Source organism: Mesoterricola sp. MK458 (genome assembly GCF_055384935.1).
This window is the reverse complement of the sequence record NZ_AP045075.1, coordinates 2,441,798-2,455,434: the sequence shown is the minus strand read 5'-3', so window position 1 is coordinate 2,455,434 and position 13,637 is coordinate 2,441,798. Positions and strand designations below refer to the sequence as shown.

8 protein-coding genes are annotated in these 13,637 nt (G+C 66.0%); 6 read left to right on the top strand and 2 right to left on the bottom strand.

What is annotated here, in order from left to right; translation table 11 throughout:
- The first annotated feature begins 104 nt into the window (after positions 1-104).
- The 4 genes from secA to ltrA all read left to right on the top strand — a co-directional run bounded on the left by secA (position 105) and on the right by ltrA (position 6,473).
- Positions 105-2,750, top strand: coding sequence for a preprotein translocase subunit SecA (gene secA / locus ACZ5LB_RS10675; protein ID WP_464602200.1), 2,646 nt, complete (start codon positions 105-107; stop codon positions 2,748-2,750).
- A 103-nt stretch (positions 2,751-2,853) separates the two neighbouring features.
- Positions 2,854-3,657: an RNase adapter RapZ gene (gene rapZ / locus ACZ5LB_RS10670; protein ID WP_464602199.1), complete on the top strand. Its 804-nt coding sequence runs from the start codon at positions 2,854-2,856 to the stop codon at positions 3,655-3,657.
- A 193-nt stretch (positions 3,658-3,850) separates the two neighbouring features.
- Positions 3,851-4,495 carry a PilZ domain-containing protein gene (locus ACZ5LB_RS10665; protein ID WP_464602198.1) on the top strand — a complete coding sequence of 215 codons (645 nt, stop codon included), beginning with the start codon at positions 3,851-3,853 and terminating at the stop codon, positions 4,493-4,495.
- A gap of 727 nt (positions 4,496-5,222) precedes the next feature.
- Positions 5,223-6,473, top strand: a complete 1,251-nt coding sequence (ltrA, locus tag ACZ5LB_RS10660) for a group II intron reverse transcriptase/maturase (RefSeq protein ID WP_464602178.1) — start codon at positions 5,223-5,225, stop codon at positions 6,471-6,473.
- Between the two features lie 643 nt (positions 6,474-7,116).
- Here ltrA and ACZ5LB_RS10655 read toward each other — a convergent pair.
- Positions 7,117-8,229, bottom strand: coding sequence for a right-handed parallel beta-helix repeat-containing protein (locus ACZ5LB_RS10655; RefSeq protein WP_464602197.1), 1,113 nt, complete (start codon positions 8,227-8,229; stop codon positions 7,117-7,119).
- Positions 8,230-8,232: 3 nt separating this feature from the next.
- Complete coding sequence (locus tag ACZ5LB_RS10650) at positions 8,233-12,138, bottom strand: beta strand repeat-containing protein (RefSeq protein ID WP_464602196.1); 3,906 nt, start codon at positions 12,136-12,138, stop codon at positions 8,233-8,235.
- Positions 12,139-12,393: 255 nt separating this feature from the next.
- On the opposite strand from ACZ5LB_RS10650, the gene ACZ5LB_RS10645 reads away from it, so the two are divergent.
- Both ACZ5LB_RS10645 and ACZ5LB_RS10640 read left to right on the top strand, forming a co-directional pair.
- Entirely contained in the window at positions 12,394-12,897 is a 504-nt protein-coding gene (locus ACZ5LB_RS10645) for an acyltransferase (protein ID WP_464602195.1), read from the top strand.
- A 252-nt stretch (positions 12,898-13,149) separates the two neighbouring features.
- Positions 13,150-13,584: an acyltransferase gene (locus ACZ5LB_RS10640; protein WP_464602194.1), complete on the top strand. Its 435-nt coding sequence runs from the start codon at positions 13,150-13,152 to the stop codon at positions 13,582-13,584.
- Positions 13,585-13,637: the final 53 nt, after the last annotated feature.

Here is a 13,637-nt window from a genome sequence, read left to right as displayed (position 1 = left end):
GCGTTTAGGTCAGGAATACAACCCTCCGGCGAATTGCGGACGCAAGGTGGGCAATTCGGCCCGCCGCATGTAAAATGGAGGGCTTGACGGAACTGGAACCCAGCATGCTTGATAATATCCTTAAGAAATTCATCGGCTCGAAGAACGATCGCGAGCTGAAGCGCCTCTGGGCCAAGGTCCAGGAGATCAACGCCCTCGAGGCGGGGATCCGCGAGCTCTCCGACGACGAGCTGAAGGCTAAGACTCCCTATTTCAAGGAGCTTCTGGCCGGAGGGGCGACGCTGGACGAGATCCTGCCCGAAGCCTTCGCGGTGGTCCGCGAAGCGTCCAGGCGAGTTCTTCGCATGCGTCATTTTGATGTGCAGCTCATAGGTGGCATGGTCCTCCACTACGGCAAGGTCGCCGAGATGCGCACGGGCGAGGGCAAGACGCTCACCGCCACCCTGCCCCTGTACCTGAACGGCCTGGCCGGCAAGGGCGCCCACCTGGTGACCGTGAACGACTACCTGGCCCGGCGCGACGCCGAGTGGATGGGCCGCCTCTACGGCTGGCTGGGTCTCACCGTGGGCGTCGTGCAGCACGGCCTCACGGACGAGGAACGCCGCGCCGCCTACGGCTGCGACATCACCTACGCCACCAACAACGAGATCGGCTTCGACTACCTGCGCGACAACATGAAGTGGTCGCTGGAGGACTTCACCCAGCGCGGCTTCACGTTCGCCATCGTGGACGAGGTGGACTCCATCCTCATCGACGAGGCCCGCACCCCGCTGATCATCGCCGGCAGCAGCGAGGAGGACACCTCCAAGTACTTCCGCATCGACGCCGTGGTGCCCAAGCTCAAGCCCGAGGTGGATTTCAAGGTGGACGAGAAGGACCGCCAGGTCACCCTGACGGACGAGGGCATCCGCCACGCGGAGCAGATCCTGGGCGTGGCCAACCTCTACGACCCCTCCGCCATCGAGACCCTGCACGGCCTCAACCAGGCCCTGCTGGCCCACAACCTCTACAAGCGGGACGTGGAGTACATGGTCCGCGACAAGGAGGACGGCAAGGGCCTCGAGGTGGTCATCGTGGACGAGTTCACGGGCCGCATGATGCCGGGCCGCCGCTGGTCCAACGGCCTCCACCAGGCCATCGAGGCCAAGGAGGGCGTGGAGGTCAACGCCGAGAACCAGACCCTGGCCACCGTGACCTTCCAGAACTTCTTCCGGATGTACGAGAAGCTCGCGGGCATGACCGGCACCGCCGAGACCGAGGCGAGGGAGCTCCTCCAGATCTACAAGCTCGAAGTGATCGTCATCCCCACCAACATGCCCATGATCCGTTCGGACTTCGCCGACACGGTGTACGCCTCCAAGGCCGGCAAGAAGGCGGCCATCATCGCCGAGATCAAGGAACTGCACGCCAAGGGCCAGCCCATCCTCGTGGGCACGGCCAGCATCGAGAGCAGCGAGGACCTTTCCGAGGCCCTCAAGACCGCGAAGATCCGCCACGTCGTCCTCAACGCCAAGCACCACGCCAAGGAGGCCGAGATCATCGCGCAGGCCGGGCGGAAGGGCTCCGTGACCATCGCCACCAACATGGCCGGCCGCGGCACCGACATCGTGCTGGGCGGCAACCCCGAAGGCATGGCCAAGATGGAGGCCCCCAAGCGCGGCATCGAGATCTACAGCGAGGACGGCCGCGAGACGGCCGAATTCCTCGCCCTGGTGGACGAGATGGCCCGCCAGACCGAAGCCGAGAAGGCCGAGGTCATCGAGGCCGGCGGCCTCCACATCCTGGGCACCGAGCGCCACGAGAGCCGGCGCATCGACAACCAGCTCCGCGGCCGCGCCGGCCGCCAGGGCGACCCCGGTTCCTCCCGCTTCTTCCTGAGCCTCGAAGACGACCTCATGCGAATCTTCGGCGGGGAACGCATCAAGAGCATGATGAGCACGCTGGGCATGAACGACGACGAGCCCATCGAGGCCGGCATGGTCACCCGCGCCATCGAGCGCTCCCAGAAGCGCGTGGAAGCCCACCACTTCGAGATCCGCAAGCACCTGCTCGAATACGACGACGTCATGAACAAGCAGCGCATCTTCTTCTACGGCCTGCGCTGCGAGATCCTGCGGGGCAACACGAAGGAGTACGTGCTCCGCGTGGCCGCCGAGATCGTGGAAGGCCTGGTGCACGACTACCTCCCCGAGAAGGGCGAGCGGGACGTGGCGGGCTTCAAGGAGCGGTTCGAGCAGCTCTACGCCCTGGAAGGCGTGGACCTGGACGAGATCGCCACCATGGGTCACAACCAGGCCATCGACCGGCTTACCACCCTCGTGACCGAGGCCTACGAGGAGAAGGAACGCCGCCTGGGCAGCGAGGACGTGCTGCGCTGGCACGAGCGGGTCGCCATCCTCCAGATCATCGACTCCGCCTGGAAGCGCCACCTCCTGGTCATGGACCACCTCAAGGAGGCCATCGGGTTCCGGGGCTACGGCCAGAAGGATCCCCTGGTGGAGTACAAGCGGGAAAGCTACGAGTACTTCGAACAGATGCGCTTCGGGTACGAGGACGAGATCATCAGCTACCTCTACCGGGTCGAGCCCCAGCCCGCCTACATCCCCGACGACGACGCCTTCTTCCGGGAACCCGCCGAGATGCACGAGCTTGGGCCCAACGAGCTGGGCTCCCTGGAGGAGATGGGCCTTCCCGGCGACGTGGTCAAGCGCGTGATGCGCTTCTCCGCCGGCGGACTCGAGGAAGAGTAGCGGCGACTGGAAAATTCCGCCTGACATCCGCCCTGCTTTATGTTTCGCTAGTTCCATGGAACTGGTGATCGTAACGGGGATGTCGGGAGCTGGAAGGCGTTCGGTGCTGAGCGCCCTGGAGGACGCCGGCTGCACCGCGCTGGACAACGTGCCGGCGCGCCTTCTGGAACCGCTCCTGGAACTGGAGGCCAAGCTGAACCCCAGCCGGCCCCGGCTGGCGGTGGGCATGGACAACCGCCACCCCGAGTTCGCCGAGGAGCTTCCGGCCCTGGTGGACCGCCTCATGGACAGCTCCATCCCCGTCTACATGGTGTTCGTGGAGGCCCAGGACGACGCCCTCCTGCGCCGGTTCTCGGAATCCCGCCGCCCCCATTTCCTGGCCAAGGACGGCGGCCTCAGCGAGGCCATCAAGCGCGAGCGCGAGAGCCTCGTGCCCGTGCGGGAAATGGCCACCGCCATCATCGACACCACCAACCTCACCCTCTCCCAGCTGCGCCACCGCATCTCCGAACTGCTCCCCGACCTCCCGGTGGAAGGCACCACCCTCCGGCTCATCAGCTTCGGGTTCAAGCACGGGGTCCCGCCCGAATCGGACATGGTCCTGGACGCGCGATTCCTGCCCAACCCCCACTATGTCGCCGAGCTCAAGCCCCTCACCGGCAAGGACATCCCCGTCAGGGATTTCCTCCTGAAATCGGACATCTTCGGCACCTTCCTGGCCCTGACCGAGAACTGGATCCTCTGGGCCTGGCCCTACATCCAGCAGGAGGGGAGGGCCTACCACACCATCTCCATCGGCTGCACCGGGGGCCAGCACCGCAGCGTCGCCCTGGTGGAGATGCTGGCCCAGCGGCTGCGGCGGGACATCCCTAAGTTAGTATTGACACATAGAGAGTTGCACGGCTGACCCCCCCCAAGGGCCCCCCTGGGACGGTTCGACGGGACCCCAAGGAACTCAAGAAATCCCCGTGCCGTGTCGATATTCCTTTCAGCAGGGCGAATTTTTTCTGCCCAAGTGCCGAGTTTTTGCAAGAATGGATCTTGCATCAATGTGGGCGAGAGGTAATCTTCGGGCAGCAATCCTCCTTGGGAGGCACACCATGAGCGGGACCATTGAGTCGAGAACGGCCAAGCGAATTCCCCTGGGCGCCCCTGTCAAGGTCCTGGTCAAGGGGAAGGTCATCCTCGCGGCCATCGCGGTGAACATCAGCATGGGCGGGATCTATCTCAATGCCTCCCAGGCCCTGCCCGTGGGCAGCCAGTGCGAGGTCGCCATCGGCCTTCCGGAGGGCTCCGGGGCCGAGAGTTTCCTGACCCTGGGCCGCGTGGTGCGCACCGGCGAGGACGGCACGGCCATCCAGTTCGCCAAGATGCTGGCCGACCAGACCCTGGAGGTCCTGGCGCGCCCGGCGAACCCGTCCTGGGCCGCCTCGGTCTTCAACGCCTACCTGAACTACTTCAAGGTGAGCCAGAGCCGCATCGGCTACGACAGCGAGCGGGTGTTCGGGATCACGGCCAGGACCTTCCGCAGGGTCTCCACCGCGTCCTTCATCACCTGCATCCCCACCGCGATCCTCCCCGTGTGGGCGCTCCGGGCCTACATCCCCAACATCCCCGACTGGGCCAAGATCATCGCCGCCTTCGCCTACGGCGCCGTATGGCTTCTCGTGCTGCAACCCCTGGTGGACCTCACCATCTTCAAGGCAATGAAGTCCCGGATCCAGCACCGCAGCCAAAGCACCTAGTAGCCCGATTTTAGGCTTCGGTATCTTCGGGCAAAGGACACGTACGGTGCGCCAGGCAAAGCTTGGGCGAGGAGGACGGATGACCTAATCACCTGAAACCTCGCAATGGGACCCGATGGGTAGCCAACCCCATCTGGCAAAGCTGGCCAGCAGCCAGAAGCGAGTCTTGCGTGGTGGTGGGGTGACCCACCCTTCGAAGCGTAGACAGCGAGCGTATAGGCCGTGTGATCGAGCCTCGAAAGTCTTATTACCGTGGGAGCCGACGTTTTCGTACGAACGGAAGGCCGCACCTGAGAGCCGCAACGGCCTGGCTCAAAGGTCCCGCCGGGGTCGCAGAGCAGGGCATGTCCGCAGGGGGTCCCCCAGGAACCTGGGAGGCCCTGTCGTTTCCGCCTGGACCCGTGGTTGGGGACGCCACGATCCAAACAACCCTGGCCTGGACGGGGGGCACCGACCCGATCAGGAGCGAACAACCGGATGCGAAGGCGGTACCGCCAGCCGGAACCAAATGACGGCGGCGGGAAGGGCGGCAGGGAGTCGGAGCAGCTCGTAGTAGCGATGAAGGTGGGGAACCGTTCCGAGGGACCCGCTGGAGCCAAGGGGCTGCCAGATCACGGAATCGTTGGAGGGAAAGACCATGGGAATATCGACTCCCAGCTCGGTCTGCACGAAACAACAACGGATAGCGGAACTGTCCCGGCAAATGCCGGAGGCGGCAATTCGCAGCTTGTCCCACCACATGGACATCGAATGGCTTCAGGAAGCCTACCGGCAAACCCGTAAGGACGGGGCAGTAGGGGTGGATGGCCAAACAGCCCAGGAATACGCGGAGAATCTGGAGGCAAATCTCCAATCCCTGCTGAACCGAGCCAAAGCCGGCGACCCCTACAAGGCCCCTCCGGTGCGAAGGGTATACATCCCCAAAGCGGATGGAACCCAGCGTCCTCTGGGCATCCCCACCTTCGAGGACAAGGTCCTCCAGAGGGCGGTGGTCATGCTCCTGGAACCCCTCTATGAGCAGGACTTTCTGGACTGCTCGTATGGATTCCGGCCCGGGAGGTCGGCGCACCAGGCACTGCAGGCGATCTGGCAGCAGACGATGAACCTGAGCGGTGGGTGGCTGCTAGACGTGGATATCCGGCAGTATTTCGACACGCTGGACCACGGCTGCCTGCGGGAAATCCTGGACAAGCGGATGCGGGACGGAGTGGTAAAGCGTCTGATCGGCAAATGGCTGAAGGCGGGGGTTCTCGACCAAGGATGCATCACGCACCCGGAAACGGGCACTCCCCAGGGGGGTGTGATCTCCCCGACCCTGGCCAACATCTACCTCCACGAAGTGCTGGACGTATGGTTCGAGCGGGAAGTGAAGCCCCGTCTGCGGGGTCAAGCCTTTCTGGTCCGCTACGCGGACGACTTCGTGATGGGCTTTGCCCTTGAGGAAGATGCCCGGCGAGTCCTGGAGGTGCTGCCGAAGCGCTTCGAAAGGTTCGGACTGAGGATCCACCCGGACAAGACCCGGCTGGTGGAGTTCCGGAAACCGAAGGAACCGCGGGACCCCGGAGGGGGACCCGGCAACTTCGACTTCCTGGGATTCACCCATTACTGGGGCAAGTCCCTCAAGGGGGCTTGGGTGGTGAAGCGGAAGACCTCGAAGAAACGGTTCAGCCGCGCCATCAAGGCCACAGGGGACTGGCTGAAGAAGAACCGGCATAACCGGCTCTCGGACCAGCACAAGACCCTGCGCCAGAAGCTAATCGGACACTACAACTACTACGGGATTACGGGGAACTTCAGATCCATCAGGAACTTCGCTCGGGAGGTGAGTCACCTCTGGAAGAAGTGGCTGGGCCGAAGATCCCAAAGGGCAGTCCTGACCTGGGAGGCCATGGAGAAGGTGTTGAAGCGGTTCCCGCTCCCGCCCCCAAGGCTGAAGCGGACAGTGACGCTCATGCCCGCAGCTACTCACGTGATCTGAGGAGCCGGATGCCTTAATCGGGCACGTCCGGATCTGAGGGGGGCCTGGGGCGGCAACGCCCCGGGCCTACCCGACCCGAGCACGCCGAGGCGCAGAGTTGCGCAGAGGTGCTTCGCAACTCCATTTCGCGACCCATGCCGCCCAGGCCCTGACCGCTATCGCGGTCCGCACCGCTAACGCGGCGCGCGGCAGGGTGCGCGGGCCCTTCCGCATGCGAGCCTGAGGAAGGACCCGCGCACCCTGCCTTGGACGGTCCTGGGCTTGATGCGGCGGATGCCGGAATCCGGCGAGGCAAGTACATTCTTGTGCGTGCCAGACCCCCTTCCGGGAGGGTCCCTTTCCCCCCAGGAAGATCCCCCACCTGACACCTGAACCGATTGCTGAGCCCAGGCCCGTTCAAGGCAGGGGGCGCTGGCCCGCCACAGGCTTGCATGCGGAAGGGCCTGCGCCCCCTGTCGCGCGCCGGTCACGGCGCGGCCCGCGACAGCGGGCGGGGCCTGGGCGGCATGGGTCGGCGCCAAGGATGCGAAGCCGCCTCAGCGTAACTCTGCGCCTCGGCGTGCTCGGCGTACGTGTTCTTTACTCGAATATTTCTCAACATTCCATTTGGGCGAAAGGGTTCCGCTAATCCAATTGCCCTGCACTAGCTTCCGTTTCCCGCCACCTGGTTTGCCCCCAGCGAAGCCCCGTTGCCCCGGTCCTGGCGGATGCCCCGGCCCCTGTTGCCGCGGACCACGTTGCCCTCCACCCAGGTGCCCGGACAGGACTCCAGGTAGATGCCGTCCCGGGTGCTGCCCGTGACGGTGTTCCCCTGGACGGTCATGCCTGTTGCGTTGGTGCGCAGGTGGATGCCGTACCCGTCGGTGGACTGGATCGTGTTGTCCTTGATCAGGTTCCCGTCGCACGCCGAGATGCCCACGCCGAAGCCGCCATTCCCTGAGATGACGTTGCGCAGGATCTGGGAGTTGTTGAAGAAGGCGGAATTGCTGTACCTGGCCGGGGGGCCGCCGGCGATTCCGCCGCCCCGGTTGCCGGTGACCGTGCAGTCGGCGATGACCAGGCGGGTCACCGTCTCCCCTGCGTTGGGCTCCACGTCGATGCCGCATTCGGGCGGGGTCCCCTGGGTGTTCCGGAACGTGGAGGCCTTGACCAGGATGTCCTGGCCGCCGACGATGGACATCCCCTGGCGGCGGTTGCGGTCCGCGACCACCTTGCTGAAGGTGAGCGCCGAGCAGGCCTTGGCCACGTAGAACCCGTCCCCCCAGCAGTCCGAGACGGCCAGGCCCTGCACGAGGATCCGGCTGGAGGAGATGACCGAAAGGCCCATGCCCCATTCCCCGGCGAGGCCCTGGTGGGTGTCCCGGTCCCCCTGGAGGGACCCTCCCTGGATGGTCACGTCGCTGGCCCCGTCCAGGGTCAGGATCGAATAGCGCGGGGCCGCGGAGGGAAAGGCCTTCAGCACGGCCCGGGGGGCCAGGCGCAGGGTCATGCGGCTGCCCAGGATCAGGCCGTTCCGCCCGTCCCGGGCGGTGGCGTTGATCATGTACGTTCCGTCGGGGATCTCCACCGTGCCCCCGCTGCCGGCGACCGCGTCGATGGCCCGCTGGATGGCCGCGGTGTCGTCGGTGATCCCGTCGCCCCGGGCGCCGTAGGGCGCCTTGCGGACCTGGGCGTGGGGCATGGCCGGCGGCTTCGGCGCCGCGACGGCCACACCGGCCACCTGCATCAGTGCGAGCATCAGGGTCAGGGGCTTCATGGGCTACTTGGTCGTATTGGTGCCCACGGTGGCGGACCCGTCGGCGTTGCGGATGGCGGTTCCGGTGTTGCCGAGGACGGTGTTGCCGTTGACGACGGTCCCCGTGCAGTAGGACAGGTAGATGCCGTCGCCCTGGTTCCCGGTGACGGTGTTCCCCGTGATCACGAAATCCATGGCGTAGTAGTCGATCCAGATGCCGTCCCCCTTGTTGTTCCGGATCGTGTTGTTGGTGAAGGAGATGCGCTCGGACTCGTCCCAGGCGATGCCGCCGAGGTGGTAGTTGCTGCCGCCGTTGTCGGTGATGGTGCAGCCGGTGACGACGCAGTCCGTGCAGAAGGCGGTGCCGTTGCCGGTGGGGCCGTTCTTCGTGGAACCGCCGCCGGCGATGCCGCCCCCGGCGTTGCCGAAGATGTTGCAGCCGATGACCTGGACGTTCTTGACGGTGGAACCCGAGTTGGGCTCGAAATCCAGGCCGCAGGCCGGGTCGTTGCCGTTGGTGTTGCTGAAGGTGCTGTACTGGATGACGACGCCGTTGCAGTAGACCAGTGAACAGCCCTGGCGGCGGTTGTTGTCCGAGGTGCAGTCGGAGATCACGACGCCGGACACGTTGTTGTAGATGTAGAAGCCGTCGTTGCAGTTGTTCTTGGAGGTGACCCCCAGGAGGGTGATGCCGTTGGCGGTGCCGATGGAAACCCCGTTGCCGACCTCCATGTCCGAGCCGACCCCGTTGATGTAGGTGGGAAGGTTCCGGGCCACCCGGTCGCCGATGAGGGTGCCGCCCACCAGGGCGATGTTGCTCTCCCGCATCCCCACCAGGGCGTAGCCGCTCCCGATGCTCATGGTCTTGCACTGGAGCACCGCGCCCGGATCCAGCAGCAGCGTGTTGCCGGAATTGAGGTAGAGGCCGAACTGGCTGGAGGACGCGACGGGATTGATGAGGTAGGTGCCGGCGGGGACGTAGCAGATGCCCGAGCCCGTGGCGGCCAGGGCCCGGTTGATGGCGGCGGTGTCGTCGGTGGTGCCGTCACCGGTGGCGCCGTACTGGGTCTTGGCGTTGAGGGTGGTGTTGCTGGCCACCGTCAGGATTCGCACGCTGGCGCTGACCGAAGGCGTCGAGACGGAGGTGGCCGTGATCCTGCGGATCGCCTTGGCGGATGCGGCAGGGCAGGTGTAGACGCCGGCGGAGCTGATGGTCCCGACGGTGGAATTGCCGCCGGTGATCCCGTCCACGCTCCAGGTCACGGAATCGGTGGAGGAGCCGGTGATGGCCGCGGAGAAGGTCAACTGGCCGCCGCTGCCGATGGCGGTGGGCGTGCCGGGGGTCAGTTCGATGGCCGAGGTGGTGCCGGGGGCCGCCACCGTGACCACGGTGGAGGAGGACTTGGTCGGGTCGGCGACGCTGGTGGCCTTCACCGTGTGGGTGCCGGCCGCGGCGGGGGCCGCGTAGGTGACGGTTCCCCCGGTCCCCGAGAGGGTGCCGACCGTGGAATTGCCGCCGACGATCGTGTCGACCGTCCAGGTGACGCCGGTTTCGCTCGTCCCGGTCACCGTGGCCGTGAAGGAGAGGCTGCCGGAGGTGGCGACGCTGGCCGTGGCCGCGGGGCTCAGGACCAGGACCACCACCGGGGCGGTCACCGTGACGGTGGCCGAAGCGTTGCGGGTGGTGTCGCCCACGCTCTGGGCCAGGATGGTATGGGTCCCTGCGGCGAGGGGCGCGGTGTAGGTGACCGTGGTGCCGGTGCCCGAGAGGGTGCCGGTGGTGGCGTTGCCGCCGGGCACGTTGTCCACGTTCCAGGTGACCCCGGCGGTGGATCCGGTGACCGTGGCGGTGAAGGTCTTCGTGGTGCCGCCCGTGACGGTGGTGCTGCCCGGGCTGAGGGTGACCGTCACGCCGGTGGTGACCGTGACGGTGGAGGAGGCCGACTTGGTGGTGTCGGCGGTGCTCCTGGCCGAGACGACGTGGGTGCCCGCGGCGGCGGGCGCCGTGTAGGTGGCCGTGCTCCCCGTGCCGGAGATGACGCCCACGGTGGCGTTGCCGCCGGCGATGTCGTCCACCGCCCAGGTGACGCCGGTCGCCGTGGTGCCGGTGACCGTGGCGGTGAAGGTCTTCGTGGTGCCGCCCGTGAGGGTGGTGGTGCCCGGGCTGAGGGTGACCGTCACGCCGGCGGTGACCGTGACGGTGGAGGAGGCCGACTTGGTGGTGTCGGTGGTGCTCCTGGCCGAGACGACGTGGGTACCGGCTGTGGCGGGCGCCGTATAGGTGACCGTGGCTCCCGTGCCGGAGATGACGCCCACGGTGGCGTTGCCGCCCGCGATGTCGTCCACCGTCCAGGTGACGCCGGTGGAGGTGGTGCCGGTGACCGTCGCCGTGAAGGAGAGGGCCGTGCCTGTGGCGAGGGAGCCGGTCCCCGGCGTCAGGGTCACGGCGACGCCGGACTGGACCGTGACGGTCCCGGAGGCGGACCGGGTGGGGTCGGCGACGCTGGTGGCGACGATGGTGTGGGTGCCCGCGGCCGCGGGGGCCGTGTAGGTGCGGGTGTTGCCGGTGCCGGTGAGGGTGCCCACGGTGGTGTTGCCGTTGGCGATGCTGTCCACGGTCCAGGTGACGGCCGTGTTGGAGGTTCCGGTGACGGTGGCGGTCACGGAGGCCGTGGCGCCCGTGCTCAGGGTGCCTCCGGACGGGCTGATGCTCACCTGCACCGGCGGCAGCACCGTCATCACCGCCGTGGCGGACCGGGTGGCGTCCGCGGCGCAGGTGGCGGATACGGTGTGGGATCCCGCCGCGGCGGGGGCGGTATAGGTGACGAGGTTCCCGGTGCCCGTGATCGTGCCCACGGTCGCGTTGCCGGAGGGGATGCCGTCGACGTACCAGGCCACCCCGGTGGTGTCCGTTCCGGTGACCGTGGCCGTGATGGAGGCGGTGCCGCCCGGGGAGAGGCTCGCGGAGGCGGGCGTGAGGGCCACCTGCACGGGAAGCGCCACGGTGATGGCGGCCGCCCCCGAACTGGCGGGGGCCGCGGCGCTGGTGGCCCTGACCGTGTGGGTCCCGGCGGTGGCGGGGGCGGTGTAGACGACGGTGCTGCCGGTGCCGGTGAGGGTTCCCGTCGAGGCGTTGCCGCCCGCGATGCCATCCACGTCCCAGGTGACCGCGGGGTTCGTGGAGCCGGTGACGGTGGCCGTCAGGGAGACGGTGCCTCCGTTCGGGATGGAGGCGCTGGCAGGGCTTACGCCCACGACGATCGCGCCCGGGGCGACCACAGTCAGGACGGCCCTTTCGAAGACCTGGGGATTCACGGAACTGGCGGCCTGGATGGTGTGGCTCCCCGAGGACGCGGGCGCGGTATAGGTCACGGTGGAACCGGACCCGGTGATGATGCCCGTGGACGCATTGCCCCCCGCGACGCCGTCCACGGACCAGGCGACGCTCGTATGGCGGGTTCCCGTCACGGATGCCGTGAGGGTCAGGGTCTCGGATGGGGCCAGGCTGCCGGAGGCCGGTTCCAGGGCCACCTCCATGGCCGGTGCGAAGACCCGCACGGGTGCGGTGGCCACCCGTTTGGCGTCCGCCGTGCTGACGGCCGTGATGGTGTGGAGGCCGGGGAGGGTCGGGGCCACGTAGGTGCCCGCCGTGCCGGTGCCGGAAATGGTGCCCACGGCCTCGTTGCCGCCCGGGATGTTGTCCACCGACCAGACCATCCCGGTGTCCGAGGCCGTGTGGTTGGACACGGTGGCCGTGACGATGTCATTGCCGTTGGTGTCCACGTAATCGAGGTTGAGGGTCAACGGCGCGGCGCCGGTCGCCGTCAGGCCCGGGTTCGGGGACCCCGCCCCGCCGCAGGCGATGAGGGAGCAGACGGTTCCGATGACGAGCAGACCCAGGAGACGTAATTGGATGCCAATACCGTTCATGGGCTCCTCCGCCCTCACGCCCGTTCTATCGGGTCCTTTTTGGCAACCCATTAGACATGAGATCCAAGGAATTTTATATTCATTGCAGAAACACGGGGTGTAAAAAGGAAAAAGGAATGATTTTCGTTCCCTTCGGGGAAATTCTGATTAATAAAATATAACTTTCGCCGCAGTCCAGGGTAGCCGCGCCCCAAGGATTCCTCCCCGTGGCCGCATCCACTACACTGGGCGGGCCCAACCGGAAAGGTGTACCCGATGCTCGGATCCCTGATCTACAAATGGCGACTCAGGGGCTACCTGAAGCAGGGCCTTCAGGTGGCTCCCGACTGCCGCATGGTGAGCATTCCGGATTTCGGCTCCGAGCCTTACCTGATCAGCATCGGCCGGCACGTGACCCTGGCGAGTAATGTCACTTTCATTACACATGATGGGGGCACGTGGGTGATCCGGGACCAGGAGCGGTTCCGGGAGGTCATCCGCTATGGGCGCATCACCATTCACGACAACTGTTTCATCGGGAAGGGGGCCTACCTCATGCCCGGCGTCAGCGTCGGGCCCAACGCGGTGGTGGCCAGCGGCTCGATCGTGACCAAGGATGTGCCCCCCAACAGCGTGGCGGCCGGGGTTCCCGCCCGGGTCATCCGGGACATCGATTCCTACGCGGAGAACCTCCTGGCCGCCAACCCGCCCTATGACCGGGAGGCGTACCGCAGGGACAAGGTGCGGGAACTGCTGAGGCTGTTCCCCCGTCCCTGGTGATCCCTTTTCCCTTCCAGGACCGTGGTTGCGGTTGAAAAAAATAGCCTTGATCGGTTGAATGCTTCGAGTGCATGATCCTTAGGGCAACCACAGGTGTCAATGATGGGCATTATCAGGGAGCTCAAGAATTTATATAAAAGGATAAGGATTTGGCAGGCTCGCAGGGCCGGTCTGGTCCTGGGCGAAGGCTGCCGGTTCGCTCGCTTTCCTTCCTTCGGTACGGAACCCTACCTGATCACCCTCGGGAACCATGTGGCCATTGCTTCGGATGTGGTCTTCATCACCCACGACGGAGGGACCTTCGCCTTCCGCCATCAGGAGCGGTACCGCAAGGTCATCAAGTACGGCCGGATCAACATTCTGGACAATTGCGTCATCGGGGAGCGGGCCATCCTCCTGCCGGGGGTCACCATCGGTCCCAATTCGGTGGTCGCCGCGGGCGCCGTGGTGTCCCGCAACGTCCCCCCCAACGTCCTGGCGGCGGGGAACCCGGCCAAGCCGGTGATGACCATGCTCCAGTATGCGGAATGGTCGCTGGCTTCCACGCCGGATTACGACGAGGCCGCCTACCACCGGGACAAGAAGACCTTCCTGATGAACATGCGTATGCGAGGTTCTTCCATGAAGCCCCGGGAGCCCCAGGCTGCGGACCCGGGCCGGGTCGAAGGCGTCGACACCGAGCCCTGAAGCTAAGATCCATAAATATAATTTTTATGTTTTGACGACCCGTCCCTTCGGGA